Source organism: Sphingobium cyanobacteriorum, from assembly GCF_030580935.1.
In the GTDB taxonomy this organism is placed as follows: Bacteria; Pseudomonadota; Alphaproteobacteria; order Sphingomonadales; family Sphingomonadaceae; genus Sphingobium; species Sphingobium cyanobacteriorum.
Map to the genome: position 1 here is coordinate 38,766 of NZ_JAUQOM010000014.1, position 25,814 is coordinate 64,579.

Below are 25,814 nucleotides of genomic sequence, written 5' to 3' on the forward strand. Positions count from 1 at the left end.
ACAGGGGTTCCGGCCCTGGCGTCTCACACCGCGAGATAGCAGTCATGGGCGAGCAGGCGCGGCTCTCGCGAGCCGGCCCAGATCGGACGGGGCAGATCGTCGCCCATGGCAAAGCGCCAGCGGGTGAGGCCGTTGGCGGCCTCCAGTACGAATCCGTCCTCGGTCGCGTTGAAGCGCTCTATGGTCGCCTTCTCGTCGCCGAAGTCGGGGATGTCGGCTATGCGTTCATGGCCGGCATAGCGATGCTCCCACGGCGTGAATTCCGCGATCTGGTCGGGATGCACGCCAAGGATGCGCTGGTCGATGGCAGCCCGGAGCGACCGGAAATCCTCGGCCGGAGTGATCTCCTCGCGCGTCAGCCAGATCCACCCGTCAGACCCGGTGAGCGGCAGAACGATCCATGAGCCGCGATTGCATTGCCAGCCCGAGAGGCCGACGCCCCCTTGCCCATAGCTGCCGAGGTGGCTCGAATAGTCGGTGAGCATGCGGCCTTCCGGCCAGTCCGGCGGCATGGGACCGATGACGCTGTTGCCCCTGACGGCGCTGAACGAACCCCGGTCCCATATGCCGTCTCGGTTGAGGACCCGGCGCTTGGTTCTGCCGGTGCGAGGAAGGTCGAGCACGCGGCGTGCCTTCTCGAGCGGATCCTCGCCCTGACGGACGGTGACGGCGAGGCGGAGGGTGAGCGCTCCCGAGGCAGGGCTGGCGCTCTCCTCACAATCGAGCGCGAAAACAGCTTCGTGCTGGACCGGAGACTGGCTGCCTTCCGGCACGATCGTTCGCGCGGCGGCCCAGTCGATGCGCCGACGCTCGTACCAGCTTTGGGAAAGAAGCCAGCTGCGCGCACGGCGCGCATCCTCGGCCTCGGCTTTGGCGAGGATCCAGTCGGGGACGGGCGCCGTGAAGACGACGTCATAGGTCGGCATGGCGAGATACTCCGGCTTGAGGGTGTGAGCGCCGCGCTTGATGGCGGCGGTCCGGCGCGTTCAGGCGAGCGGCGCCGGCAGGGCCAGCCATTCCGGCTGGTCGCTTGCGATCGGCAGATCGGTGTTCGAGGCTTCGGCCTCGGAGAAGACGGTCGCGGTTTCGAGCGAGCCGAAGCCCGCCTTGCTGTTCCAGAAGAGCAGGCCTTCCTCGCGATCCCGCGTGGCGATGACGAGGCCGTGCTCGGCCTCGCCGGGACGGCGGGTCAGCGCCTTTTCGAGGCCTCGGGCCGAGCCGCCGAATTCGATGTCGTCCTCGCGGATCACGACGAAGCCGCCGCCGAACTCACCCGGACGCATGCGATCACAATCGAGGGCATATTCGAAGCCGAAGGGAAGCGCGGAGCGTGCCGTGGCCTGGATCAGCGCCGCCGTCGCCTCGATGTCGACCTGCTCGCCGTGGATCCAGACGCCGACCGTGTCCCCGGTATCGGGAGGATCGACCTGCAGGGTGAAGCCGAGGCGGGGATAATCGGGATCGGGGAATATCTCGAGAAAGCCCGAGAACGGGTCGGCATCGGCCGGCGGAAAGCAGGCCGCGAAAGCCGGGCCCAACGCGGAGAACCGCGCGGTGCGCCCATCCGGTTCGAGCGAAGCATCGTCGAGGGCCTCGATGGCATCGTCGATCAGGCGGAGGACCTCAGCCTCGGCGGGCGTGACGGCGAGCGTGAAGCTCGCCTTGGTGAAGTGGTTGGCCATGCTGACTCCTTGGGGAGAGGGATGCGGCGCAAGCCGCGTCCCCGGCCTCGGAGACAGGCCCGGCCCCCTTCCCCTGCCCTGCTCCCCTTTGCATGCGCGGAGCGCGGACCGCAGCAGACGCGCGGAGGATTCCGCGGCCTTGGTCAGAGACGTTCGGAAGGTGCGGGCGGCGTTACCGCCCTATTGGCAAGTCTAGGCCGTGCGCTTGCGGCGGCGGGGAGGCCCGACATGGTCGGCGGACACTTCGAGGTCCACCGCGAGCTGGGTGAGCGTACGCTGCGCGCCCAACCGCTGCAGCCCGTCCATACGACCGTCGAGCTTGAGCGTCTTGATCCGCGATCGAACGAGCGAAGCGGCGACGCGCAGCGTGTGGGGATCGAGCTCGGTCATGGGACTCGATCATAGCGCGGAAGGCGCGTCGAGGCGAGCGCTCAGCCCTCGTCTGGAAAGTCGCGCCAACGGCGAACCAGCTCGATCATCTCGGCCTTGCGGCCGAAGGCATCGGGATAGATCGCGCCTTCATGCTGGCCGAGAAAGCCGATGATGATTGTCATGTGGGTCGCGATCGTCGCGTCGACGCCGAACAGATCTGCGATAGGGAAATGACCGCAATCATCGCCATTCCACCAGGCAAGCAGGAAGTTCGCGACCCGCCGCGCCTGGCCGGTGTCGGATCGAGCGATCTCGATCAGCCGGTCGAGGGCATGGCGCGCGGCGGCGTCGCTGAAGGGTCCCTTGTCCACGGGATCAGCCTATAGCAGCGAGATGCTCACGGGAACCGGGAACCGGAGCGCCAAACTCGGGATCGACACCCGGCGAGCCCGCCGGATTGCCGCGCAGGATCCACGGCATCGGCTGGATGAGACGCGCCCAGTCGGCAAACGACGGTATCCGCCCAAGATCTTCGGTGACATGCTGTTCTCCGACGAGCCGGACCGGGATGTCCCGGCCGTCGCTGTTGCGGATCGTCACGCCGAAGATCGTCTCGAGGAGAAAAATGCCTTCGGCATGATGCCTCAAGGCGCGGTGGCGCGGATCGGCGATGATCTTCTTGGACTCGTCGAACCACTGGTGAAGCGGCAGATAGTCCTCGGCATTACCGCCCCACCGGCGGACCGAGCTCAGCGCATGATAATGGCAATGCGACATCGCTAGAGCTCCGTCTCGCTGGTGTCATAGTCGATGAAGCGGGTGTTGTGCGTCAGTGTCACCGAGCCGGAAGCGACATCGATGCCGATGATGCCGTGGGCCCCTTCGCCGTTTTCCCAACCGCAATGATGGGTGCAGACCGCATTCTCGGCGAAAGCGCTCAGAGCATCTTCAAGGTCGACCGTCCGCGTGGTGACAGAGCCATTATATTCGAGCGCGAAATGGTCGCACAGGATGGTCGGTAGCTCTGCGCTGGCGTCGTCGCGATAGGCGAAGACATCGCCCACGCTGCCTTCGTCGCCGCCGCCGTCATAGTGGATGTCAACGCGCGCGATGCCGTGTTCGCGCAGCAATGGAAGGAAGGCGGCCTTGCAGCGCGCCTCGACGTCTTGGACAGCGGTAAGACCGGTCTCGATCTCCGCGACGATCGCGGCCTCGGTGACCGGCTGGTCGGAAGTGGGTTGCTGGATCATGCGTCGATCTCCTGGATCAGGATCTTCGCGGCCTCGGCGCTGGCCGGATAGGCGGCGGCGAGGTTGCGGTGAAGGGCTTCGAAGTCCGGGATGGCGAAGCGTCCGTCGGCATTGGGCCGGGTCGCCAGAAGCGCGCCGGTGACGATGTCGTCGATCCGGTCGCGATCGACTGTCGGGGCGCTGCCGTCTTCATAACGGACCGGTGGCGCGAACCCGGCCTCGACCCAGCTTTCGAGGCCGTCCTGCGCGGCCTCGGTATAGGCGGTAACCGCGGGATTACGCCGATAGGCAAGCGCATCGACCTTGAGGCCAAGCGAATAATAGACGCCGAAGTCGTGCCGGTTGGTGACCGACACGAGCGTGCAGCCATCGGGCGGCGGGCCGAAACGGGCAATGATGGCGGCGCGGTAGGCGGCGACTTCAAGCCGGTTCAGCCGCTCGAAGTCGGGCGTGTGCCCAAGCTGCGCGCAGTCCTCGTTGGCGGGGGCGCCGCCGAGGTCGATGATGTCGGACATGATTGTCTCCCGTCACGATTGGACAGGAGCCACGCTCCCCCTCCTCTCTACGGCCGCAGGCCGGTCGGCCGGGATTGAAGCTGACAGGAAAGGGGCACGGCGTTAGACAGGGTGGCCGTCCCGACAAATCTGTTCAGAGGCTTCGCTTTTGGAAACCATCACGCTCGTCCTGACATTGCTGTTCGCCGTGGTGCTGAGTGGAATCCTGGCTCGCCTCTTGCCGTTTTCGGTTCCGCGTCCCCTCGTCCAGATCGCTCTGGGTGCCGCGATCGGTCTCGTCGCCGACTGGCGGGTGACGCTCGATCCGGACATCTTCTTCCTGCTCTTCCTGCCGCCGCTGCTGTTCCTCGATGGGTGGCGGATACCGCCCGACGATATGTTCAAGGATGGCGTCACGATCCTTGAGCTGGCCCTTGGCCTGGTCGTGTTCACCGTCGTCGGCATGGGTTTCCTCATCCACTGGATGATCCCGGCTATGCCGCTCGCAGTGGCTTTCGCGCTCGCGGCGGTGGTTTCCCCCACCGACCCGATCGCCGTGTCCGCGATCGCGCAGCGCACGCCGATCCCCAAGCGGATGATGCATATCCTGGAGGGGGAATCGCTGCTCAACGACGCGTCGGGCCTTGTCTGCCTGCGCTTTGCGGTGGCGGCCGCCCTGACGGGCAGCTTCTCGCTGGGGGCCGCGGCGCTCAATTTCCTGTGGGTCGCGATTGGCGGCATCGTCGTCGGCGCGGGCCTCACCTGGCTCGTTGGGCGGGCAAAGGAACTGGTCGCGCGGCGTCTCGGCGAGGAAAGCAGCTCGCAGATCCTGATCAGCCTGCTGATTCCGTTCGGCGCCTATCTCGTAGCCGAGCATCTCCATTGCTCGGGCATCCTGGCGGCGGTCGCGGCCGGCGTGATGATGGGGTTCATCGAGACACGGGGCAAGGCGCTGGCCGTAACCCGCATCCGACGCACGACGGTCTGGGATCTCATTCAGTTCACGGCCAACGGCATCATCTTCGTGCTGCTTGGCGAGCAGCTTCCCACGATATTGGCCGGCGCTGCCGACAGCGTCAGGCTGACCGGCCATCATGGAGCCTGGTGGCTGGCCGTCTATATCGTCGCGATCAATGTCGCACTGGCGGCGCTGCGTTTCGTCTGGGTCTGGTTCTCGCTGCGCCTGACGTCTTTCCGCCGCGCGGAAGATAGCCCGAGGCCGAACTGGCGGTTGGTGGGGGCGATGTCTTTCGCGGGCGTCCGTGGGGCCATCACGCTCGCGGGCGTACTCACGCTCCCGCTCGCCATGGCCGACGGGACGGCGTTCCCGGGTCGCGATCTCGCCATTCTCCTGGCAATGGGCGTCATCATCCTGTCGCTGATCGCGGCATCGATCGGACTGCCGTTGATGATGCGGGGGCTGGAGATGCCGGCGGAGCCATCGCGCGATGCGGAGATCGAAGAAGCCCGGAGAGCGGCCGCCGAAGCCGCGATCGCCGAGATCGAGCGCACTCAGCACCAGCTTGCCGAGGGGCGAAAGGATGCCGACGCCTATGTGAACGTCGCTTCCAGGTTGATGGACCTCTATCGCGAACGGATCGACAATCGCTCGAGCCTGCCCGAGGCGATGGCTTTTCTGCGGCGCGATGAGCGCATCGAGCGCGATCTTCGCCTTGCCGCGCTGAAGGCGGAACGCGGGGAAATTTTCCGCCGGGTTCGTCAGAGCGAATTGGGGAGCGAGGCGGCGCGCAAGCTGGTGCGGGAGCTCGACCTGCAGGAGGCCCGTCTGGCAGGGTGATGCCAACGACAGCCGGCAGGCACGGCGCGGCCGCGAGCTTTGGTTTCGGGACAAGGAAAAAGCCCCCGCTTGGGTGAAGCGGGGGCTGGGAGAGTTCGAACTGCCGTTTGCGTCAGCTCGCGAAGGCATGTTCGGCGGAGGACTGGCCGAGGCCGGCCTCGGCGCCCTGGGTGGCGGGGCCGGCGGTCTCGTCGGCGCCGGGCAGCGGCGGCAGGCCCTCGTCGGCCTTGGGCGCCATCTCCGCGGCGAGATCGCGGCGACGCGTCGGGCGCGACCAGACGACGTTGTAGCTGCCGTCCTCCTGGCGGAACGCCGACACGTAGAGCGGCGCGGCCAGGCTCGGGTCCTCGATCTTGCCGTTGAGGAACGCCTCGCCCGTGCCGTTCGAGAACAGCTCGAACAGCGCACCCACCTGCACCCACGCCCGCGACGCCGACAGCGCCAGAACCTCGAACTTGGGCGCCTTGGGATTGGCCGAGTGCACCTCGCGCAGCGCAACCGTCATGGCGATCGCCAGCGTCGCGATCTTGCCGACGAAAATGCCGGCGTCATTCTGCTTGATCGAACCGATGTTCATGGGAAAGTCTCCTGAAAGCGGTCTCGAACACCGTGTCCGAGCCACCTTCCTCCTTCCCCACTCCCCTCCTCGGCCGTTCGGCCGAGCAGGCGCGCAAGCGCCCATCCGAGCGCCGCAAAAGCGGCCTCGGGTCGAAACGCGTTGGGCGCTGGTGTTAGTTTATCGAGCCGAAGAGACGCCTCTTGGCCGCTGCCTGATGCAGGCCGTCCTTGACGCCGACCGTGGCGTTCATGTCCGCCGCGAGATCGGCAGCCAGCGTCTCGGGAATATCGGCATAAGCTTCGACCACCCTGATGGCGATCTCGGGGCTGAGCAGCTCGCCCGGCTCGGTGCCAAGCCAGATCGTCGCCTCGCCTTCTTCGGGTTCCTCATCGGTCGGCGTGAATATCTGGGCGAAGAAGGTCTGAAGGGGTCTGTCCCAGCCAACCACCGCCTTGATGACCCCATTCCCCGGTCTCGGTTTCAGTTCGTAGCGGCTCATGTCTGGCTCCGACGAATGCGATGATCGACGTGGCGGGCCGCGCCCTCGGCGCTGCGCAGCGCCTTGCGGACCGCGGCGGCGGCGCGCGGGGCGCCGCTCTGGGCAAGAAGGTGCCGCGCGCTGCGAAGCTGGTCAATCGCCTCCCACACGGCGTCGCGGTCTGCCCGCTTCGCGGCTCTGATGGGTCGCATGGGATTGGTCCCTTCGAGATTGATCAGGATGCCGGCGACGCCGGGACGGTTTCGATGCGGACATCGATGGCGTTCCTGCCGATGATCGCTGAGAACTGGCGCCCTTCGGGAACGAACCATTGGGCGCGGTAGGCGATGATCGCCCGGAGCCGCTCCACCAGCGCCGCGTCGTCTCCAAGCAACAGTCGGGTGGCCATTTCTCTGGCATCGAGCAGGAAGCGATCGTTCTGCGTCTCCCAGCTATCGGCGTCGCGATCGTCGCTCGCGCAGAAGCATGAAGCCTCGAGCAGGTCGACCAGCTCGTCCGGGGATATCGCGCCGCGCGCGGCGAGAAGGACGTTCGCTTCCTCGAAACCCCAATGATGCGCGTCGTCATACTCGATGACGACGGGAGCCGCGACGGTCAGCGTCTCGGTTCTGGCGCCCCCGATCTCGACCACGAGATCGAGGCGGTCGACCGTCCCGCATTCGAGCCCGGACAGGGTCTCGCTGTCGAACAGATGGCGGGCGCCGTCGCGTTCGATCTCGAACCGAAGCGCTGTGATCCGGGGGAGTGCATCGTACCAGCCATATCCCGCCATCGCGTCGTCCGGATCGGCGAGGGAACCTTGGAGGCGGCCGTCGCGGGCGAGCGCGAATGCCGCGCATTGTTCGAGCGGCGCGCCGAAATTCTCCATGAGGACGAGATTGTCCGCCGGGATCAGGCCGGAACCCTCGCGTCCGCTGTTGAGATCGGACGTCGCCGGGGTCCAGCCTCGCAGGAGCGCCGTCGCCTCGGGAAGATCGATGCCGAGATTCCGGGCCTCGGTCCATTGGGCGAAGGACAGGCGGTGGCTGCCGAGAGATGCGATGTGGCGGAAGATGGTCTTGCGGACCAAGTCGCGGAGCGCTTCGAGCGCGGCGCTCTCGACCATTTCGGTCCGGGCTGGCAGCACAAGCTGTAGCGCTGGGGCATCGATGATGTCGACGCGCGCCCACCAGCTGCGATCCTTCTCGTCAATCGAGGGCAAGGCGCAGGGGACGGTGAGGCCGTGGAAGTTGATGCGCGGCTGGTAGTGAGTGGAGCGCGCCCCGTTATAGAGGCCGATGCGCACGCCGCCGGTCTCAACCGTGACCAGGGCGTCGGCGAGCCAGTCCGATTGGGCAAGCGGCGCGCCGTTGAATCGGATCGGCGTCGGACAATAGCGTGCGGCCGCGTTCGCGCTGGCCTCCAGGGATTTCGCCCAGTCATCCTGGAGTGGGAGACGGATCTCGGTGCCGAAGCGATGATCGCAGCGATAGACCGGGATAGGACCGCCCGTTTCCCAATCGCCGGGCGCGATCGAGATCCGCCAGGCGTCTCCGCCGGCGCGCGGACGGGACCGGATTTCGACATGGCGCCCGGCAAGGCTGAACACGCCCATGCCGGCAGGATCTTCACGGGCCGCGATATCCTCATCCCATCCCGAGCGCCCGAGCGCGAGAATGACCGCGGGATCGGCGATCCCCGCGCCGTCGTCGGCGATGACGAGCCACTGCCGATCGTCGGCTTCGGCGACATCGAGGTCGACGGTCGTCGCGCCGGCGCGGCGCGCATTCTGGATGAGCTCGGTCAGTATGGAACCGAGCGTATTATTGAACAGCCTCGTCACCTTGGTGATCGCTGCGGGATCGACCTGGCTGTGGACGACGGTGGGAAGGGGCATCGGGGTCTCCTCGGCAAGAGCGAATGGCCCCCTCCCCGCCCTTCTCTCCTTTCGCTCGGGGCTGCGCGTCCACGGGCGGCGGTGGCGCGGCTGTCAGGCGCAACGGCGCTCCTTCTCGGCCGGTGTCTCGATGTGGACATAGCGCTTGCCGGCCCGGCGGCGCTTGCGGATGCGGCCATCGACGAAGGCCTTGGCCCAGCGGTCGGCTTCGTCCACGCGGGCGGCGATGGCGCACTCGTCGGCCTGTTTGAACATCGTGTAGGCCAGCGCGTATTGCGCGCGCTCCGGCAGGCTGAGCAGTGTCGCGCTGATCGGCAGCGCGCTCTCGTAGAATTCGAGGATATGGCGGCCCCCGCCGTGGTGCATCAGGATGGCCAGGAGGCCCTTGTTTCCGGGACCGGTCGGCCGCGCGATCTGGATGTCATGCGACCCGTAGGTTACCCCGACCTGGGACGCCCCGCCCTCGCCGCGATGGAAGACGCGGTCCTCGCGGTTCGCCAGGGGATGGGCGAGAACCTCATAGCCATCGAAGCTATCGACGCGGCGGATGCGGTTATGTCCGATGACGGTCATGACAAAATCTCCTCATGCCCCGGGGCGCAGGCCACCGGGGTTGGATGGGCACGGAAAGTGGTGGAGTGGCCGGCAGGGGTTCAGTCACCGCGCGGCAAAGGGATCGGGACGGCTTGGCCACTGGCGAGGTTGATGAAAGCGCCGGCGTGCCCGATCGACCCGCGGCCGAGAAGGTCGAACAGCAGTGCGAGCGCGTGGCTCGCCAGCACCCGATTGACGAACAGGGACTGACGTTCGAGCGCCTCGGCGACCGAGCAGGACGGGGCATCGTCCTCGGCCAGGGTTTCGTCGGCCAGCTCGGGAAAGGCCTCGAGGACAGTTGGCAGGCGCGCCTTGACGTTGCCCTTCGGACGGCATGGGCAACCGATCAGATATTGTCCGTCGCTGGCGCGATTGCCGAGGTCCATCCAATAGGTCGGCACGACCCTGCCGTCGCTAAGCGCCGCGCCGAGTGCCCGGCGCGCCGAAGCCGTGTCGACGCACGTGATGAGGATGTCGGTCCCTTCCGTATCGACGGCATCGGGCGCTCGGCCATGAACGGCTTTCCAGCCCAGGCCGTGGGCAAGGTTGATCCGCTCGGTTAGCGTGCGCGCCTTGGAGTTGCCGAGATCGCAGCGATAGAAGGGCTGGCGACCGAGATTGGCCTCGGTCACAATGTCGTCGTCGACCACGGTGACCGCGAGCGAACGCGAGGAGATCGCGCGGAGAGCCGTGTCGAGCGAGGCAAGGCCCATTAGCATCTGAGCGCCGTTTCCACCGCATCCCACGAGGAGGATGCGGATCCCGCGATTGTCGAAGGTGGCGGGAAGGAAGTGGCGCTGGAGCTTGTCAGGCTGCATGGGGAATCTCCCGAAAATGGGCTGCGCGGCACGGCCAGGAACATCCCTCCGGCGCAGAGCCTGGCGGCCATGACCGGACCCGCCGGGTGGTCGAGCCGGCCGACGACGAGTGAAATCTTGGTGGCATGGGCATCGTCAGCATCGTCGGTCGCGCTGAAATAGGCCGGACCGCGCCCGTGACTGTGCATGTCGCAGACGACATGCCAACTAGGCTCGCAGGCCGGGGGCCGGTAGACGAGGCGCGTCGGCGTCGCTTCATCGATCTGCGGAAAATGCACGGTGAATTCGGCCGTCGCCTCGTTCCACAGGATGAAGGCGGCTGCCTCGTTGGGCAGGGCGGCACGGAAATGGTCCAGGACGGCCGCGAGATGCTCACCCGGGACCCGGCCGCAGCGCAATTCGGCCTGGGGGTCGCCCATGCTGCCATAGGGGAGATGGGCTGCGAATGGCGGCGACAGAGGCGCATCAAGCGCCAGCCAGGGACGACGCAATATGAGCATCGCCCCATCGGCCCCCACGGCGAGCCCGTGTCCGGCCCGACTGCTGCGAAGCGCATCGAGCCCAGGCGATCGGCCTATGGGCGGAACAGGATAGCAGGGAACGGCGGCGAGCAGCGCGGCCGCGGTCGGATCATCGGCGAGCATGGTCATCTCCCGGCAGCCGCTGAAATCAGTCGGCCGACCGTGATCGCGTCGGCCGGCGGGCGCGCCTGTCGCAGACGGGCGGCGGGATTGAAGGGCCTGAGGCGTCGGACCGGGAAACGACTGGCCCCGCGCGCGGCGAGATCGTCCCAGAGTCTGACGAGGCCGCCCTTGCCGGTCACCGTCCATTCCTGTCCGGGATTGGGGTGCGTCGACCAGGAGTCGAACACGGCCCGTTCGAACTCCGGGATTGCGGCAACGCCGAGGGTTTTCGGCCTCGGGATATTGCCCCAGCAGAGCCGCCCTTCGATGAAGACATTGAGAATGGGCGAGTGCAGCACCGGCGTGTCAGCCACGGGGCGCTCGCTGGCCGGCAGCGCGTAGACCCCGAGCCCCGCGCGCGTGGCAATGAACAGATGCGCGGGATAGGGCACCGCGACCGTGGTGCGCCGCGCCAGCGCTCGAAGACCGTCGGGCGGCGATGAGAGCGCGAAATAGGCGGGGCGAACCTGTGCCGGCGTCCACCATGCGAGAACATCGGGATGGGAGACCAGGACGGTGTCGGGCAATATCTCGGGGATAGCCGTGCGGCCCAGCGCCTCGGTCCACTGGCGCAGCTGCGCACGCGACAAGGGAATGCCCGCAGCGATCGTGGGGCGGCCGTCTCCATCGAGCTCGACGGCGTGCATGCTGGCGAACGCCGCCACGTCGTTCCTGGGCGCGCCATAGGCGTTTGGGGTCCGGGACGTTCCGGCCTGATAGAGCAGGATGGCGTTGGTCAGGACGAGACCGCCGCCGGTGGCTTCGAAGTGGCTGCTGTGATCGGACATGGGGGCCTCACGGATTGGGTGGGTCGAGACGGACGAGATCCTGAGCCGCGAGCAGGAACTGGACGCCGAGCCTGAGGCTCGCGAACCAGGCGTCGATCCGGCTCACTTCGGGCAGCGGGCAGAGGCCGCAGAAATCCATGAAGCCCATTTCCATGCCGTGGCGCGCGACATCGTCGAGTTCGCGGGCGAACTCTTCGAACGGAACGAGCGTCAAGGGCGGAAGGGACGAGCATTCCTCGATGCCCGGCACATATTCGTAGAGGGCGTCGCTATCGAAGTGCCAGGCATTGCGGTCCGAGGCGAGGTGTTCGAGCGCCTTATGCGCGTCGCGAAGCCGGTGCAGCGCCTGCGCCAGCTCTTTCGGGAGGCATGCGGGCTTCGCTGCGTTCGCGCCGATCATCCAGTCGGGACGGCGCGCGTTCATTTCCGAGGGGAGCGTCTGTTCCTCGATCTCTTCGGCGCTGAGACCCTGATAGGCGGCCAAGCTCCGGCGCGCGCTCTCGTCGTCGATCTCGCCGTCCCAATAATACATCGAGATTTCGTCGAAGAGGTCTTGGTAGCCGAAGACCGGAAGGGCGGTGCCGAGCGTCTCCCCGAGGGCCGCATAGGCGGCGGCGCGCCAGGGGATGGGAGCGTCGCCGGTTTCGATCCAGCCAAGATCCAGTTGGCCCAGGGTCTCGCAGACAAGGGCGATCGCGGGCGGATTATCGTCTTCGCCGACGAGGACGGCGACCCGCAGATCGACAAGCTCGATCGGCTCCAGGATTTCGAGAACCGCGGCATTGAAGACCTGCTCGATGCGCTTGCGGGCGCCGACGCGCGTGTACCGCTTGGAGGTTGCTTCCCGCGCGGACACCCAGCGGCCCATCAGCTTGTGGTGATTGCTGAGCGGCTGATCGAAAGTGGCGGGGATGTCGACGGACAGCGCGACCGACCGCCCCGCGAGATCAACCGAGTGGGGCGAGCCTGAGGCCGGCGGGGGGCTGAAGCGGCTCCGCCGCTTCGCCTTTGTGATTGGCAGGGTCGAGGAGGATCCGCGCGTGGAGGGCCTGGGCCTGGGCGCTGCAGGGAGGCTGGGGGAAGCCGGTCGTGTTGCCATCGTCGTGCTCGATCCATTCGAGGAGCGTCTTGCGCGGAGCGGCCGGAATGGCCGCGCTCTGGGCGGGCGGCATGTTCAGCCCTTGGTGCCGACGGCGCGCCGATATTCGATGAGGTGGGCGTTGCCCGACACGCCGGCATCGACGATCTCGGCGTTGAGAATCGCCGGGAAGAGTGTCGCATGGTAGGAGCGCAACGCTGCCGGTTCTTCCGCGAGATGCGGCGGGACCGGGAGGTCGATGCCGTCGTATCGGTAAGTGCGGGTCAGGAGGTTGATCTGCATGATGGGCCTCTCGAATTGAGATGTTGGGCAAGTCGATGAAGGTCAGTCCCAGAGGCTGGCCGGTTCGTCCGCCTTGGCGTCGGCTGGCGGAGCGGCGGGGTTCGCAGCTTTTGCGGGACTCGTGGGCGCGGGCGTCTTCGGCGTTGCCGCCTTGGCCTTCGCGGCTTCGGCGGCGGCGGTGCGGGCCGCTTCGGCTGCCTGGCGTTGCTCCTCGAGCTGGTCGGCGAGCGTCTTGCGAGCGGCGATGAGCTGGCCGAGCGCACCGTCTTCGCCCTTGGCTAGTTCGGCGTCGATTTCCGCGGCGCTGGCGGTGAGCGAGATCGGGCGGGTTTCGCCGGTCTCGAGCTTGTGCGCGGCGCCTTCCTGCCTGCGGGGGATCACGGTCAGGGTGACGGTATCGTCCGGGCCGGCGACGAGATCGAAGCCGAGCGAGTAGCGCGCGAGCAGCGGGAGCAGGTTGGTAATCAGCATGGGGGCGCTTCCTTCTATGTGAGTGTTCGGGGGGTCAGGCGGCGAGTTCCGTGATCGCGGCTTCGGTCGGCGGCGCGGCCTTCACCGGCGGCGGTCCGTATTGGCCGTCGAGCGTCATCGAACTGGGGAGGCGTCCGGCCCAGTCGAAGCCGGGCCGGCCCAGCATGCCGGCGATGAGGTCGGCCTTCTTGGCGGTGAGGAGCTTGGCGAAGCCCTTTTCGCCCATGTGTGCGACGAGGCCGCATTCCTGGGCGATGAACTTGAGTTCATCCTTGGTGTATCGCTCGAGGAAGGCCTTATCGACCTGCCAGACGTCGCGCAGGTCGACCGCGAAGGCCCGGGCGAGGTCGGCGACATGCCCGAAGGTGAGCACGTCCTTGGCATAGGCGGCGCCGACGGCGGACAGCACATTGGCCGCCTGCGGCTCCGAAAGGGCGCGGATCTCCGCGATCTTGTCGCCATAGGGAAGATCCGGGAAGGTGGCGCCGACCAGGATGCCGGCACGCGCCTTCAGCGTTTCGGCCTTGATCTGGGGAAGCGTGCCCGACATGGCGGCGACGAGAATGGCGGTGTGGGCCTGGACGGCATCGGCCGCGAGCGCCCGGGCGACGGCGGTGCGCCACTTCGCCTCGCGCAGGTCGCTGGTACGGCCTGCGATCGATTTGACCGTGACAGTCGGCTTGTGCGCGGCGGAGCCGCCGCTCGTCGAAGGGAGCGGGGTCTGCGGAGCCGGGGCGCGCGGTTCGGCGCGGGTGGGAGCTTCAGTGCGATCGCCCGGGTTCGCATCAGATCCGCCTTCGGTGTCGTCGAGGACGTCATCCTCGTCGTCATCGCGCTCGTCATCCTGCGCATCGTCAGTGGAGGGCGGAGCTGCAGCCCGTTCCGCCTTCTCGGCACGCTCCTGCTCCTCGAAGCGGATCGCCTCGGCGGTCTGGGTCTTCAGTTCGAAGCAACCGGGATTGGTGCAGTGTCCGTCGTCGACGTGGGTCTCGAACAGGGTTCGCTGGGAGGCCGAGTTGAACGGACAGGTGGTGCACTCGGTCTTGTCGAAGCAGGCAGCGGCGAGGTTCTGCGTCACCCGCATCAGCAATTCGCGAGTCTTGCCGACGTCCAGCCCGGCGGCGAGAATGGTCTCGAGGGCCTTGTCCTGCTTGTCGCCGGGTACGGCCGCCAGCAGCTCGGCATGGCCGACCTTGATCCGGCGTTCGTCGAGCGCGAGCTTCACGGCATCGGAAAGCTCGGCGAGCGCCAGGCGCCGATCGAGCTTCGCCCGGGACCAGCCAAGCCGTCGGGCGGCCTCGGCGCGATCGTTCTGGCAGGCCGCGAGATAGCGGACGGCGGCGTCAGCCTGCTCGGTTTCCGACGGATCGTCGCGGTCGTCATTCTCGGCGATCGCGGCGTCCAGCGCCTCCTGGTCCGTCATCTCGCGGATGATGACAGGCACTTCGCCATCGGGGCCGTAGGCTTCCAGACCGGCGCGGTAGCGGCGCTCGCCGGCGACGATCGCATAGACCTCGCCCTTGGGACGCAGGAGGATGGGCTGCAGGATTCCGCGCAGGCGGATCGAGGCGACAAGCTCGTCATGCTTCTTGCGGTCGAAATAGCGGCGCGGATTGTCGCCCTTGGTGATGAGGGAGAGCGGCAGCGTGGCGCGGATCGGTTCGGCAGGGGTCAAGGCTGGTCTCCTCGGGGATTGGGGAAGGCAGGGTCCATCGAGCCCGCGCGCTCTCGGTCGGCGAGCCTGAAGCTCGCCCTCCCCCTCCCCTCTCGCTGCCCGGAGGGCCGGCGAGCCGATGCGCTGATTTTCATGGGGAATGGGGCTTGAGGGCTCGCTGGCGCTCAGTAGTCCTCGGCGAGCATGACGGTGAGGACGCGCCGCGTGATCGAGGCGTCCGCCGGGTCGTCGGAGCCGAACTCGAGCGCCATGTCATAATAATCGATCTTGAAGAGGACCCTCTGCCCCTGCAGGTCGAAGGCGCCGAAATCGCGCTCGGGCCCGTCGCCGGGCTTGAACGCATAGCGGCGGACCGCCGCGAGCAGTTCGGCCTGCGCGAGCACCTCGGCGATGCCTTCGCCCTCGCCGGACAGCCGGGCAAGGCAATTGCGGGTGACCATGATGCGGGCATGGGCATCGAGGCCCTGCCGGCAGCGATCGTTGAGACGGGCGATCCGTTCGGTGGCGGGAATTGTCATGCGGCCTCCAGCAAGCCGGCGTTGAAGGTGTCGAGCCACTCCGCCATTGCCGGTCGTTCGGGGAGCGGGACATGCGCGGCGACGTCCTGAAAGCGGATGAGGTCGGCGGGCGCATCGCGGATGATCGCGTCGATGTCGGCTGCGGGGAGCAGCTCCTCGGCGCGGATGAAGTCGGTCATTCGGCCGGGTCTGGTCGAGGTAGACCGGCGCCACAGGCCTTCGACGGTACGCAGGCGCGGGGCCGCGCGGGCTTCGACCAGGACGATGAGCCGAAGGCACCAGGCCGGTAGCGCCCGAACCTCGTCCGGCTTCATGGCGCCGCAGATGAAGCAGCTCGACTTGGGCGGCACGGGAAGGCCGGCAGCCTCGATGCGGGCGATGCAGGCGGCGCGGTCCCATTTCCATTCGCGAAGCGGGTATCGGCACTCGAAGAGATCATGCTCGATCGCGGAAGCATGGGCATGGCGCCGAGTATCCGCCGGCGAGGCATCATAGCCGATCAGGCGGATGACCTTCTGGCCGCGCGCCCAGGCCGCTTTCGCCGGCGCCCACTGTTTCAGGAACGCATCCTGGGGCGCCACCTTCCACTTAAGGGAGCACGAATGACGCCCCAGAGAAATGCTCGGCAGCGTCGCATTGGTGAGGACGTTGGCTAGCAGGTCGTAATAGGGCGGCCAGTGCTTGAACCGGCGCGGCGTGTAGCGAACGGTCTCGTAGCGGATGCCGCGCGCGGCCATCCAGGCGGCGATCATCTTCTGATAGGCGTAGGTCTCCGGCTTCTCGATGCCCGGGTCGCCGGTCAGGACGAGATCGGGCGGGGTTCCGCGGCTTTCGAGCTCGACGAGCAGCGCGGTGCTGTCGACGCCGATCCCGTAGGCGAGCACCACGGGGGCAGGTTCGGCGACGCGGATATAGTCGATGTCGCGAATATGCGCGGCGGGCGCGGAAGGATCGGTCGCCAGCATGGAGGTGCTCCGTTCTCGCGCAGTCCATCTGCGCGCCGAACGTCCCCCCGCCTCTCCTCCTCGGCCCTGGGTGGTGAAAGCGCATCGTCACTCGGCGTCCTGAAGGCTGGACTCCCGATCGTATAGATCGAGATGGACGCCGATCGCGGCCGCCGCGTCGGTCGTGAGGTCCCGGTGGTCATCGCCGTCGAGGGCGGTGGCCATCTCGATCACCGGATGAACCGATACGACCTGGCCTGACGGAAGCCGGAAGAGGTTGGTCGATCCGTCGATTTGTTCGGTCCCGTCGGGGACGTCGAAGCGGCCATGGATTTCGAACTCGACATGCATCAGACTGCTCCTCTGCTGAAGACGATATTGCGGCCCCACCGGCGGACGCGACGCCGCCGAAAGAGCAACGGCACGCGGATGCCGACCTCGAAAGGCGGCCCCCCTTGGAGATGAATTGGATGAGCGACATCGCCGATCGAATTGCGGAGCTTGTGGCGGACCAGCTTGGTGCCGATCGCGACAAGGTTACACCCGACGCCCATTTTATCGATGACCTCGGTGCCGACAGCCTCGACGTCGTCGAGCTCGTCATGGCTATCGAGGAAGAGTTCAATATCTCGATATCGGATGCCGATGCCGAGAAAATCCAGACCGTCGGCGACGCAATCACCTACGTCGAAAGCGCCAAAGCCTGACGCTGGAATCGAGCCTGCGGGAGGATTTTGGGATAGGGAAGCCTGGGCAGCGTCCGGCCGTTTCGGCGGGCGCTGCGGGTCAGCTCGAAACAATAGGTGAAAAGCCCGGCGGTGCGATGGCGGGTCAGGAGGCCTTCAGCCTGAAGACGGCGGAGCCAGGTTTCCGGCTGCTCCCGAAGTCCCGGGCCTGGCAGGCCGAGGCCGACGATCTGTGCGATCGCGCCATCCATGCCCCGTTCGCCGAGCCGGATTTTGGAGAGCGTCCGATCGGAGATGGTGCGGTTCCCTACGCGAAGGACGATGCGCGGCCGGGAGACGCCCCGGTGCGCGCCGGACAGGGCAGCATAGACCCGGCCGACATGACCTGCCTCGGGATCGCTGTAGGAGACCACGGCCTCGATTCTGGGGCGTGCTTGACGAAGAAGCCGAAAGGCACGGGCGCAAAAGAAGCTTTCGCCATTCTGCGGAACGCTGTCGAGCAGGACCAGCCGCGCGAGGACGCATCCTTTGGCGGGATCGGTAAAGCCGGTATGCCGGGTGATGACGGCGTCGGTCGCCGGCACAGCAAAGACGGCCACACCTTCCAGCACCGCCTGGCGGCCGAAGAGACCTATCGCGACCTGAGCGGCCGGGTAGCTCGGCAGATAATGATGCTCGGCGATGAACGCGCGCGCGGCGGCGTGGTCGATGATGTCCGCCGAGTAGGCTTTCGGATTGATGACGAGAGAGTCGGTCGCCCATAGAGCGCGCCGCTCCCGCCAGCGCTGGCTGCGTGAGGTGTCCATGTCGTGGCCTCGGGATGGAGAAGGATCGACGCCGCTTGGACCTTCGACCTGTCTCCCCGGTCCATTCCCCTCTTCTTTGGACAGGGATCGAGATGAATCGGTTTACGGAATGTTTGGGATTGGGCACGATCAGATATCGCACATCCCCTGATTGGCGCCGGTGAGCTTATGTTCCTTTGAGGCCTTGCGAGCTTCACATGGCGTCATGTTCCCGGTAGCGAATAGTCCTCCGGGTTCTTTCAACCAAAGAAGGCAAGATCATCATGAGCGAAGTATCGGAAGACGATAGCACGCTGATTACCCTGACCGCCGATATCGTCGCGGCACATGTGACGAACAACAGCGTGGCGGTCGCTGATCTGCCATCCTTGATCCAGAATGTTCATGGAGCGCTGAGCAATCTCGGCAAAAGTGAACCGGCTGCCGAAACAAAGCAGGAGCCGGCGGTGTCGGTCCGGGCTTCGATCAAACCCGACTATATCGTCTGTCTGGAAGACGGCAAAAAGCTCAAGATGCTCAAGCGCCATCTCATGACGCATTATCAGATGACGCCGGCTGATTATCGTTCGAAGTGGAATCTTCCGGCCGACTATCCGATGGTCGCACCCAACTATGCCGAGCAGCGCCGCACGCTCGCGAAGAGCATCGGCCTCGGGCGCAAGCCCAAGGCGGCCAGCGCCGCGCCGGCAAAGGCCACCAAAGCCGCCCCGGCTCGTCGCGGACGTGCAAAGTCAACCGAAGGGCAGCCTTCCTAGCAGCATCAACGCGGCATTTCGGTTCGGAGACGTCGGGTTTGGAACAGGGACAGTCGGGTCAAAGTGCGCCGGCGCGGCGCGTGACAGCACCTTCAGGGCAGCCCGATGCACGTCCGCCGTCCTATCCCGGCACCGAGGCGTCGGTCGGCACGGTCGTGAGCCTGGCCGACGCCTATTGGGATGCCGCGCACAGGCTGTTGCCGCAGATCGAGAAGGGCCGGGGTGTCTCGTCCGCGCCTGCCAGGCTGTGCGCCATTCAATCGATCGAGACCTATCTCAACGCGTTCTTGCTCTTTCATTCGCTCGATCGAAAGCTGGTGCGGGGCCTGCAGCACGATCTCGCCGAGCGCACGCGCCTGGCGGTCGAAAAAGGGCTGTCGCTCCGCCGACGCACCGCAGAGCATCTGATCCGGCTCAGCGACCAGCGTGACTATCTGGTGGTGCGATATGGTCCAGAGCAGCTCGGCGACCTGTCAGAGATCAACCGGATGTTCGCGACGCTGAAGGAGATCGCAGAGAAGGTCCGGGCAGCGATCTTCGAGCAGCCCTATGATCGTGCAGACCCATGGTACAAGGTCTATTGGTGACCCGGAGACCTTGTCGCGCAGTGATGTCCGGTCGCGAGCGGCGAGGGCCAGCCTCCCAGTCAGAACAGGGTCAACTGCTCGCCGATCGCGCGGGGCTGTGGTTCACGCGCTGGCATGCGAGGAGATGGGCGCGCAACTGTCGTTTGCGGTAGGGAGCGTGCCGGCGGCTCGGCTGCGCGAGGTTGGGCCGCAAGCTTCGCACCCCAGCCTCCCAGGATATGGGCCGGAGTGAACCAGTGCTCGCGAACCTCGTTGCTGAGGGAGTTGCCGACCATGACATGGGCCGGGATATGGAGCAGCGAGAACTGGATATAGGCCATGTGGACGGCTCGGCTGTCGATATCGACCGCGGTCACATGGAGATGGCGCTGGTAATTGATGTCGGCTGCGAGCATCGCCTGCGCGAGCGCGATGACCATGGCCCCTGCACCGCAGGCGGGCTCCATCGCGCTGACGAACCCCTTGTCGGCGATCAGCGCCCGCGCGTCATCGGCGTTGCCGAGCGTGATTTCCGCCATCATCTGGCATACGGGATAGGGCGTGAAGAACTGGCCCCTGTTCTTGTTGTGGATCTCGAGCGCGGTGAAGATGCTGCCCAAGACATCGCCCGGCGCGGCTTCCAGCGCCAAGGTGATTTCGGCGAAGACCTGCGGAAACATCTCGACGGTCGGCCTGTCATATCGTCCCACGATCTCGAGGTAGCGCGCCTCCCGATCGGTCCGCGAGCGGCTGTCGACGCTGTTCGAGATGCTGATCGCGCAGAGCTCCATGCAATCGGAGAAGAGGCTGTAGCGATCGTGGCGATAGCCATGGGCGTCGAAGAGTTTGAGGACGTTCCTGATATGTCGATCCTGGGGCGGCATGAGGGTTCCCCGAGCGCCGGCCGTCTGGCGACCGCGCCTGCTGTGTCTGGTTGAAGGGTGGGAGGGTCCGCCGGCATCGACGGAGAGCTCACGCGGCGGCGAGCAGACCCTCGAGCGTCACGGCGCGTCTGGGCCTCCGCCCGAACTGGTAGCCGTGATTGGTCGCGTATTTGCTGACCGACATGGCCTTCCGGTCGAGAGCGAGCGCCAGATCGGCGATCGAAACCCCGGTGCGGAAGGCGATTTCGAGGGCGCGGGTCTCATCGTCGCTGAACGGGCGGATGTAGCCGTGGACCAGGCCCAGGACGTTGGCACGCGTGGTGATCGATGCCTTGGTCCGGCCCATGCTCGCTGCGAGGGTCTTGGTCGCGACACGGCCATAGTCTGCGCGCAGTCGCGCTTCCTCGGCCTCGGTCCAGTCCGGACCGATGCGCCATCCGTTGCGGTTGGCATGGAGGCCGCGCAGCCCGAGATATTCGGCGCGGTGGCGCAGCGAGCCAGCGGTGCGGCCGAGCTGGCGCCGCAGCGGGGTCAGGCTTGTCCCCTCGGTATAGGCCTTGCCGAGGAACGCGTCCTCTTCGGGTGTCCAGGCCCGGCCCCATCCGCGGCCGTAGCCGAGCTTGCGGATGGCAAGGCCGAAGCCTCTGATCGTTCTATGCGGAAAGCCCTCCCCGACAAGCATCGCGACGATCGCCGTGTAGCGGTGCCCCGCCTCCGCAAGCTCGAGTGCGCGAGCCGTCTCCTGCTCAGTCCAGTCGGGCGGATGGTTTGCGTGCACGATGCCGAGATAGCCGGCGCGGCTGGACAACCCGCCGAAAGGCCGGCCGATCAGCGTCGCGATCTGGGCGAGAGGAACGCCGCGGCGATACCCCTCGGTGAGCTGGGCATCTTCCCAGGGTGTCCATTCGGGAGGATTGCCTTCGGTCAGGTCGAGAAGCCGGGCCCGGGCATAGACCGCTGAGCAGGAGCGAGCGAGATCCGAGGCGATGGTGGCGGTCGGCTCGGTGCCATAGCGGCGAGTGAGCTCTGCATCGTCGAATTCGGTCCACGACCGCGTCGAGTTGCGACGAAGCCCCAGCAGCGCGATCCGCTCGGATATCGCCCCCCTGCCCCTGCCGAGCGTGAGCGCCATATCGCCAATCGAGATGTCTTCGAGAAAGAGAGCTCGGAGCCTTTCACTCTCGGCCGGCGTCCAGGCGTCCGCGCGATAGGCCATTTCGCGCAGCGGCGGTGGCTGGGGGAAAGGGCCTGGCGCAGGCGCGAGCTCGACGACGTTGGCGTCCAGGTCGAGCGGGGTCATGCCAGTGCCACCACGGGAATGTCGCTGATCTTGGCCCTGAGCCGGGCATGCAGACGGGCGATCCGGTCCTCCCCTCGCGGCATGGTGTCGACCGCTGCAATGGCCGCCAGCATGTCGAGCGCATTGTCGACGGCATCGCGTGGGCAGCCGAGGTGGCCGGCGAGGTCGTTTGCCGTGGTCGCGTTGGGGGCGATGCGCCTGAGCGCGCCGATGATCGAGGCCGCGTGCGGCGCCGACGGATCGAGCAGGAAGGCGTCCAGCGCGCGCGTGCCCTTGAGGGTCAGCGCCGTATCGCGCGAGCCGTTCGACACCTCGCGCAGCGCGGAAAGATCGAGCAACTTCTCGGCCTCGTCGCTGTCGATCGCAGCGGCCGCGGTCAGCTTGGGCGTCGCGCCGAGATGCTCGGTGATCGTCTCTTCCATATGGGCGAGAACGGGGAGCGGCGACATCGCCGGCCCCATGGCGAAGAATTCGCCGGGAGCGAGCTTGCGCAGGCGGTCGGCCTCCTTCGCCGAGAAACCGAGCAGATCGGCGGCGCGCGCAATGTCGCGGTCGAAGACGTTGAGGCCGACGAGGAAGTTCTGCAGCTCGGAGATCACCGAGGAGGAGAGCTTGGCGAGGCGCTGGGTGGCGATAACCGGTGCGATGCCGCGCTTGCGGCCACGGGCGCAGAGGTCGGTGAGCGTGGCGACGCCGAGGCGGCGGGTCTCCGCGTCGCGGGCCGATCCCGCATGATGCGGCGCGAGCAGATGGCCCTCGTCGATGCAGACGAGGACGGTGTGGCTCCAATGCTCGCGCGGCGCGCCGATCAGGCCGGCGAACAGGGCCGCCGCCTTGATGATGCGCTGGTCGGGATCAAGGTCGGTGAGATCGACATGGAGCGAGAGCCGGTGCTGGCGGGCGCGCGCGGCCGCTGCCGTCAGGCCGTCCGAGGTGAGTTCGCAGCCTTTGAGCGAGGTCGCGCCGATATGGGCTGCGAGATTGCCGAATTCGCCTTCGGGATCAACCAGCACGACGGTCGTGAAGTCGAACGCCTCCTCGATGATCTTGCGCAGGGTCCGGCTCTTGCCGGCGCCGCTGCTGCCCTGGATGAGCAGCCGGCCGGCGAGCAGGCGCTCGAGGTTGAGCATGAGCGCGCCGCGGCTGTGCTTGCCGATCGGCACGGACCATTGGTCGGCGGATGGGTCGATCGATAGGACTGTAGCCATGATGGGATCTCCTGGGCCTGGCCTGTCTGGCCATCGCCCACTCGATCCCTCTTCCCTTTGCGCATCGGGCGCCTGGCCGCGCTATTGCGGCGCCCCCGGGGGAGGTCAGCCGCCCGGCCGCGGTGCTCGATCCTTGTTGCGCTTGTCGGCGACATAGCTCTGGCCGTTCTCGCCCTTGAGGATCTCGAAAAGGCCCGTTCCCGTGAAGAGCGCGGTAAAGTTCTTCACGCCGTAGTTGCGGGGATCGATGGGCGCCTGCCGCTTCGCCGCGCTGCCCGCCGCCGACATGAGCGCCCAGCCGTCCTCGCGCGCGGATGCCTCGACGGCACCGCGCAGGATCGTCACGAGCTTGGTGTTCTGTGCCAGGGTCTTTTCGGTGGCCTTGCCCGCTGAAGGCTTGGACTTCGCCTTGGCCTTGGGCGCGGCGGGTGCTTCGGGAGCCTCGCTCTGAGACGCTGGCTGGCTCGGATCCTCGAGGCTGTCGAGATAGAGGAAGGTGGTGCAGGCGTTGACGAAGGGCGCGGGGGTCTTGCGCTCACCGAATCCGTAGACTTCATGACCATTGGCCTTCAGCTGCATGACCAGCGGGGTGAAATCGCCATCGCTCGATGCGATGCAGAAGGCGTCGGGCTTCTGCGTGTAGAGCAGTTCCATCGCGTCGATGACGAGCGCGATGTCGGTCGCATTCTTGCCGGTGGAATAGCTGAATTGCTGGATCGGCCGAATCGCGAAGTCATGGAGCTTGTCGGTCCATCCCTTGAGCGCGGGCTTGGCCCAATCGCCATAGGCGCGGCGAATATTCGCGGTGCCATATTTGGATAGCTCCGCGAGCATCACCGCGATCTTCGCATGGGACACATTGTCGGCGTCGATCAGGAGGGCGATCCGCCGATTGAGGCCGCGGGGCTTCTCGTCATTCTCCATGTGGCAATCACCCTTCCTGTTCTGTCTCGTCGTCCGTCGCCGGCTGGACCGCAACCTGCGCATGTGGCTGCAGGCGTTCAAGTCATTGTCGCGGCTTCATCAATCAGCCGGACGCTCCGGCTTGTCCCGCGGCCTCATACCCCAGTCGGGCGCATAGTCCGGACCGTAGTTCGCGCTGCGGAGATATTCGGTGTCGCCAGCCTCATCGACGAGATAGCCGGTCACTTCCTCGGCATAATCGGCGTCGAGCGCGCCTTCGGCGGTCGGGACCAGGCGCACGCCGAACCCCCTGGCGAACAGCGCCTCGTCGGCGGCGCGCATGGCGTCTTCATGGTTCGTGGCCGTGACCGCCATCTTGACGCGAACGGTCGCATAGACGTGAACGAAATGGGTGGGCTCCGACATCATCGGTCTCCTGGGTCTGGCGTTGGGGATGTTGGACAGAATGGGGCCGAAGCGCTCGGCGAACGTCGTCCCGGCAATTTTAGAGTGGCGCCGCGCGATCAGAGATCCATGATCGCTCCGCCCAGGACGGCATAAAGGCCGACCTCGAAGCGAAGGTTCTGCATGGCCCGAAACCTGGCGTCGCGCCGGGCCTCGACGTGGAACGCGCTGCGGCCGGTGTCGGCTTCCTTGATGCCGGTCGAGAGCGTGGGATAGGTCTTGCCAGCACGCGGACCCGTCATGATCTGGGCCGTAGAGCGGCAGTCCAGGGAGCGGTCGAGCGCATAACCGAGACCGCGCAACTGCCTTTTGATTTCGTTGAGCGTGACGGGATGCCAGCCATCGGCGGCGCGGGCGGCCAGTTCGTTGGCGAGGGCGGGGTTCATGGGCGAAGCTCCTTCGCGGTTGCATCGACGGATTCCCGAAGGTCCTCGGCCGAACGTTTGGGGAAATGCTGCGGCAGCGTCAGGCCAGCGGCACGTCGTAGGCCGGCTCGCAGCCCGGTTCGCCGGGATAGATCCCGGCCGCATCGCACAGCAGTACCTGCAGGACGTCATACTCCTCGTGGCGGAGATAGCGTCCTGCCTGGAGTGTGAAGCACTGGTGGGCCTTGGCGGAGGCGCGGCGGACCCGAACTGGGAACTGGCCGCCGACATCGATGTCGCCTTCGAGCGGCCTGCGCGCCTCGCGCATTTTCCGGCCGAGGTCGTTGATGATCGAGCCCGCGACCCGGGGTGAGAAATTGCCGACGAGCAGGAGTTCCGGCAGGCCGTGCAAGGCGTTGCCGATGCTGTAGGCAAAGGCGGGTGTCTCGCCATCGGCGAAGACCAGGAACATATGCTGGCCGCTGCGCGCGATGTTGCGCTCGATCACGGCATAGAAGTCCGAAGCATCGGTCATGAAAACCTCTATATCGGTTGGAGGGGATTCACGCGGCGAGCGGCGGCGCCAGAACCTCCAGATAGGCGGTTTCGACGAGCTCCGTCTTCTGGCTTCGCTCGCGCCGCGACATGTCGAGCTTCACGTAGAAGCCGGCGAAATGAGTCTTCACGATCACGCCCTCGCGGCCGGCATAGCGGTCCCCGCCAACGCACGTTCGCGGCCGGATGCGGACCCGCGACCCGATCCGATGCTCGAGGACAGGTTCAGCAGGGGTCGTCCGCGCGGCGAGGAAGCGCGCCAGGCAGGCCGCGTCATCGAGACGGTCACCGTCCGCGCAGCAGGCCCGCGCGAGCATCGCCCATGAGCGGAGGCTCATCGCATCGCCCGCGAGACGCCGGTCATATGGCTCGTCATGCCCGGCGAGCTGGCCTGCCGCGATATGGGCGTCGGGATCGAAGGCGAGGATCGTGGCTGCATGATATTCGCTCTCGCCGAGCGCGACGGTGAGCTGGTCGATCTGCCGGACGAGATCGGCATTGGCGGTGGCGGGAAGGCCCGAGAAGACGGAGAGTTCAGACATGCAGGGGTTCCGATCGGTGGAGGAAGCTGGAGCGCCGGCGTCTCGATCGGCCGGCACATCTCCCCGATACCCCCTCCCCTTGCACGCGCGCCGGATCAGGCAGCGGCAAGGTCGAGGAGGTCGGGCACGGGAGTGGCGGTGAGCCGCGTTGCCCCGCCGAAGGCGCGCAGGCGGGCGGCCATCGTCTTGCGCAGATGAGCGCGGTTGCCGATGATGGTTTCAGGCGACAGCGGTTCGCCGCGGGCCGACACATAGGGGTGACTACACGAAAGTGACGTATCTGCACGGTAAGGGCGAACGGATAGCGAACGTCACGCGGCGAGCAGGGATCGGACGGCGCGCAGCGGCCGCAAGGCATCCGGATCGGGCCGGTCTTC

At 66.5% G+C, this 25,814-nt stretch carries 37 protein-coding genes; 4 read left to right on the forward strand and 33 right to left on the reverse strand.

The features are described 5' to 3' along the window. Positions 1-23: 23 nt before the first annotated feature. From Q4610_RS18375 to Q4610_RS18405, 7 genes are all read right to left on the reverse strand, one after another. Positions 24-926 (reverse strand): hypothetical protein, encoded by a 903-nt coding sequence (locus Q4610_RS18375; protein ID WP_019054756.1) that lies wholly within the window; start codon positions 924-926, stop codon positions 24-26. Between the two features lie 60 nt (positions 927-986). Next, positions 987-1,682: a hypothetical protein gene (locus Q4610_RS18380; RefSeq protein ID WP_019054755.1), complete on the reverse strand. Its 696-nt coding sequence runs from the start codon at positions 1,680-1,682 to the stop codon at positions 987-989. A 192-nt stretch (positions 1,683-1,874) separates the two neighbouring features. Beyond that, the gene (locus tag Q4610_RS18385) at positions 1,875-2,072 is read right to left on the reverse strand and encodes a hypothetical protein (RefSeq protein ID WP_171132739.1); all 198 of its coding nucleotides are present in this window, start codon (positions 2,070-2,072) and stop codon (positions 1,875-1,877) included. Between the two features lie 41 nt (positions 2,073-2,113). Next, entirely contained in the window at positions 2,114-2,425 is a 312-nt protein-coding gene (locus Q4610_RS18390) for a DUF7673 family protein (protein ID WP_019054753.1), read from the reverse strand. Positions 2,426-2,429: 4 nt separating this feature from the next. Then, positions 2,430-2,831: a DUF6915 family protein gene (locus Q4610_RS18395; protein ID WP_019054752.1), complete on the reverse strand. Its 402-nt coding sequence runs from the start codon at positions 2,829-2,831 to the stop codon at positions 2,430-2,432. Between the two features lie 2 nt (positions 2,832-2,833). Then, a complete protein-coding gene (locus tag Q4610_RS18400) occupies positions 2,834-3,304 on the reverse strand; it encodes a DUF6878 family protein (RefSeq protein WP_019054751.1) in 471 nt (156 codons plus the stop codon). After that, the gene (locus tag Q4610_RS18405; protein WP_019054750.1) at positions 3,301-3,819 is read right to left on the reverse strand and encodes a hypothetical protein; all 519 of its coding nucleotides are present in this window, start codon (positions 3,817-3,819) and stop codon (positions 3,301-3,303) included. The genes Q4610_RS18400 and Q4610_RS18405 overlap by 4 nt, the downstream gene beginning before the upstream one ends. A 148-nt stretch (positions 3,820-3,967) precedes the next feature. On the opposite strand from Q4610_RS18405, the gene Q4610_RS18410 reads away from it, so the two are divergent. Next, the gene (locus Q4610_RS18410) at positions 3,968-5,596 is read left to right on the forward strand and encodes a Na+/H+ antiporter (RefSeq protein ID WP_019054749.1); all 1,629 of its coding nucleotides are present in this window, start codon (positions 3,968-3,970) and stop codon (positions 5,594-5,596) included. A gap of 112 nt (positions 5,597-5,708) precedes the next feature. Here the strand turns inward: Q4610_RS18410 and Q4610_RS18415 are convergent, their stop codons facing one another. The 16 genes from Q4610_RS18415 to Q4610_RS18490 all read right to left on the reverse strand — a co-directional run bounded on the left by Q4610_RS18415 (position 5,709) and on the right by Q4610_RS18490 (position 16,753). Continuing rightward, complete coding sequence (locus Q4610_RS18415) at positions 5,709-6,173, reverse strand: DUF736 domain-containing protein (RefSeq protein WP_304537360.1); 465 nt, start codon at positions 6,171-6,173, stop codon at positions 5,709-5,711. Between the two features lie 154 nt (positions 6,174-6,327). Beyond that, complete coding sequence (locus Q4610_RS18420; RefSeq protein ID WP_019054435.1) at positions 6,328-6,654, reverse strand: hypothetical protein; 327 nt, start codon at positions 6,652-6,654, stop codon at positions 6,328-6,330. Then, a complete protein-coding gene (locus tag Q4610_RS18425) occupies positions 6,651-6,845 on the reverse strand; it encodes a hypothetical protein (protein WP_019054434.1) in 195 nt (64 codons plus the stop codon). Before Q4610_RS18425 ends, Q4610_RS18420 begins: the two co-directional genes overlap by 4 nt. A 23-nt stretch (positions 6,846-6,868) precedes the next feature. Further along, entirely contained in the window at positions 6,869-8,530 is a 1,662-nt protein-coding gene (locus Q4610_RS18430; RefSeq protein WP_304537361.1) for an ATP-binding protein, read from the reverse strand. 93 nt (positions 8,531-8,623) lie between these two features. Then, positions 8,624-9,103 carry a hypothetical protein gene (locus tag Q4610_RS18435; protein WP_019054432.1) on the reverse strand — a complete coding sequence of 160 codons (480 nt, stop codon included), beginning with the start codon at positions 9,101-9,103 and terminating at the stop codon, positions 8,624-8,626. An 80-nt stretch (positions 9,104-9,183) separates the two neighbouring features. After that, positions 9,184-9,942 carry a PRTRC system ThiF family protein gene (locus tag Q4610_RS18440; protein WP_026149972.1) on the reverse strand — a complete coding sequence of 253 codons (759 nt, stop codon included), beginning with the start codon at positions 9,940-9,942 and terminating at the stop codon, positions 9,184-9,186. Next, on the reverse strand, positions 9,837-10,592 hold the full coding sequence (locus tag Q4610_RS18445; protein WP_019054430.1) for a PRTRC system protein A: 756 nt from the start codon (positions 10,590-10,592) through the stop codon (positions 9,837-9,839). Before Q4610_RS18445 ends, Q4610_RS18440 begins: the two co-directional genes overlap by 106 nt. Continuing rightward, on the reverse strand, positions 10,589-11,413 hold the full coding sequence (locus Q4610_RS18450; RefSeq protein WP_019054429.1) for a PRTRC system protein B: 825 nt from the start codon (positions 11,411-11,413) through the stop codon (positions 10,589-10,591). The genes Q4610_RS18445 and Q4610_RS18450 overlap by 4 nt, the downstream gene beginning before the upstream one ends. 7 nt (positions 11,414-11,420) lie before the next feature. Further along, entirely contained in the window at positions 11,421-12,281 is an 861-nt protein-coding gene (locus tag Q4610_RS18455; RefSeq protein WP_019054428.1) for a hypothetical protein, read from the reverse strand. Between the two features lie 79 nt (positions 12,282-12,360). After that, positions 12,361-12,585: a hypothetical protein gene (locus tag Q4610_RS18460; protein ID WP_019054427.1), complete on the reverse strand. Its 225-nt coding sequence runs from the start codon at positions 12,583-12,585 to the stop codon at positions 12,361-12,363. A 2-nt stretch (positions 12,586-12,587) separates the two neighbouring features. Next, on the reverse strand, positions 12,588-12,794 hold the full coding sequence (locus Q4610_RS18465) for a PRTRC system protein C (RefSeq protein WP_019054426.1): 207 nt from the start codon (positions 12,792-12,794) through the stop codon (positions 12,588-12,590). A 42-nt stretch (positions 12,795-12,836) separates the two neighbouring features. Continuing rightward, positions 12,837-13,265 (reverse strand): PRTRC system protein E, encoded by a 429-nt coding sequence (locus Q4610_RS18470; protein WP_019054425.1) that lies wholly within the window; start codon positions 13,263-13,265, stop codon positions 12,837-12,839. Positions 13,266-13,299: 34 nt separating this feature from the next. Next, entirely contained in the window at positions 13,300-14,940 is a 1,641-nt protein-coding gene (locus Q4610_RS18475; RefSeq protein WP_019054424.1) for a PRTRC system ParB family protein, read from the reverse strand. A 164-nt stretch (positions 14,941-15,104) separates the two neighbouring features. Further along, positions 15,105-15,458 carry a DUF3768 domain-containing protein gene (locus tag Q4610_RS18480; RefSeq protein WP_019054423.1) on the reverse strand — a complete coding sequence of 118 codons (354 nt, stop codon included), beginning with the start codon at positions 15,456-15,458 and terminating at the stop codon, positions 15,105-15,107. Further along, positions 15,455-16,423, reverse strand: a complete 969-nt coding sequence (locus tag Q4610_RS18485; RefSeq protein ID WP_019054422.1) for an adenine nucleotide alpha hydrolase family protein — start codon at positions 16,421-16,423, stop codon at positions 15,455-15,457. The genes Q4610_RS18480 and Q4610_RS18485 overlap by 4 nt, the downstream gene beginning before the upstream one ends. Positions 16,424-16,510: 87 nt before the next feature. Further along, entirely contained in the window at positions 16,511-16,753 is a 243-nt protein-coding gene (locus Q4610_RS18490) for a hypothetical protein (protein ID WP_019054421.1), read from the reverse strand. A gap of 119 nt (positions 16,754-16,872) precedes the next feature. Between Q4610_RS18490 and Q4610_RS18495 the strand changes: the two genes are divergently transcribed. Then, positions 16,873-17,109: an acyl carrier protein gene (locus tag Q4610_RS18495; RefSeq protein ID WP_026149970.1), complete on the forward strand. Its 237-nt coding sequence runs from the start codon at positions 16,873-16,875 to the stop codon at positions 17,107-17,109. Here the strand turns inward: Q4610_RS18495 and Q4610_RS18500 are convergent. Beyond that, entirely contained in the window at positions 17,085-17,894 is an 810-nt protein-coding gene (locus Q4610_RS18500) for a Mom family adenine methylcarbamoylation protein (protein WP_019054419.1), read from the reverse strand. The two genes, Q4610_RS18495 and Q4610_RS18500, sit on opposite strands and share 25 nt — an antisense overlap. A gap of 263 nt (positions 17,895-18,157) precedes the next feature. On the opposite strand from Q4610_RS18500, the gene Q4610_RS18505 reads away from it, so the two are divergent. Both Q4610_RS18505 and Q4610_RS18510 read left to right on the forward strand, forming a co-directional pair. After that, positions 18,158-18,649, forward strand: coding sequence for a Ros/MucR family transcriptional regulator (locus tag Q4610_RS18505; RefSeq protein ID WP_019054418.1), 492 nt, complete (start codon positions 18,158-18,160; stop codon positions 18,647-18,649). An 80-nt stretch (positions 18,650-18,729) separates the two neighbouring features. Then, a complete protein-coding gene (locus tag Q4610_RS18510) occupies positions 18,730-19,236 on the forward strand; it encodes a hypothetical protein (protein ID WP_255209807.1) in 507 nt (168 codons plus the stop codon). A 59-nt stretch (positions 19,237-19,295) separates the two neighbouring features. Here the strand turns inward: Q4610_RS18510 and Q4610_RS18515 are convergent, their stop codons facing one another. From Q4610_RS18515 to Q4610_RS18555, 9 genes are all read right to left on the reverse strand, one after another. After that, positions 19,296-20,099 (reverse strand): N-6 DNA methylase, encoded by an 804-nt coding sequence (locus Q4610_RS18515; RefSeq protein WP_026149969.1) that lies wholly within the window; start codon positions 20,097-20,099, stop codon positions 19,296-19,298. Positions 20,100-20,187: 88 nt separating this feature from the next. After that, complete coding sequence (locus Q4610_RS18520; RefSeq protein ID WP_019054415.1) at positions 20,188-21,399, reverse strand: hypothetical protein; 1,212 nt, start codon at positions 21,397-21,399, stop codon at positions 20,188-20,190. Then, positions 21,396-22,607 (reverse strand): helicase HerA domain-containing protein, encoded by a 1,212-nt coding sequence (locus Q4610_RS18525; protein WP_019054414.1) that lies wholly within the window; start codon positions 22,605-22,607, stop codon positions 21,396-21,398. The genes Q4610_RS18520 and Q4610_RS18525 overlap by 4 nt, the downstream gene beginning before the upstream one ends. Positions 22,608-22,712: 105 nt before the next feature. Continuing rightward, complete coding sequence (locus tag Q4610_RS18530) at positions 22,713-23,531, reverse strand: NYN domain-containing protein (RefSeq protein WP_019054413.1); 819 nt, start codon at positions 23,529-23,531, stop codon at positions 22,713-22,715. 99 nt (positions 23,532-23,630) lie between these two features. Further along, positions 23,631-23,939 carry a hypothetical protein gene (locus Q4610_RS18535; RefSeq protein ID WP_019054412.1) on the reverse strand — a complete coding sequence of 103 codons (309 nt, stop codon included), beginning with the start codon at positions 23,937-23,939 and terminating at the stop codon, positions 23,631-23,633. Between the two features lie 95 nt (positions 23,940-24,034). Further along, complete coding sequence (locus Q4610_RS18540; RefSeq protein WP_019054411.1) at positions 24,035-24,361, reverse strand: hypothetical protein; 327 nt, start codon at positions 24,359-24,361, stop codon at positions 24,035-24,037. A gap of 79 nt (positions 24,362-24,440) precedes the next feature. Continuing rightward, positions 24,441-24,875, reverse strand: a complete 435-nt coding sequence (locus Q4610_RS18545) for a DUF4262 domain-containing protein (protein ID WP_019054410.1) — start codon at positions 24,873-24,875, stop codon at positions 24,441-24,443. A 28-nt stretch (positions 24,876-24,903) separates the two neighbouring features. Next, on the reverse strand, positions 24,904-25,437 hold the full coding sequence (locus Q4610_RS18550) for a hypothetical protein (protein ID WP_019054409.1): 534 nt from the start codon (positions 25,435-25,437) through the stop codon (positions 24,904-24,906). A 95-nt stretch (positions 25,438-25,532) separates the two neighbouring features. After that, positions 25,533-25,688: a hypothetical protein gene (locus Q4610_RS18555; protein ID WP_304537362.1), complete on the reverse strand. Its 156-nt coding sequence runs from the start codon at positions 25,686-25,688 to the stop codon at positions 25,533-25,535. Positions 25,689-25,814 lie beyond the last annotated feature (126 nt).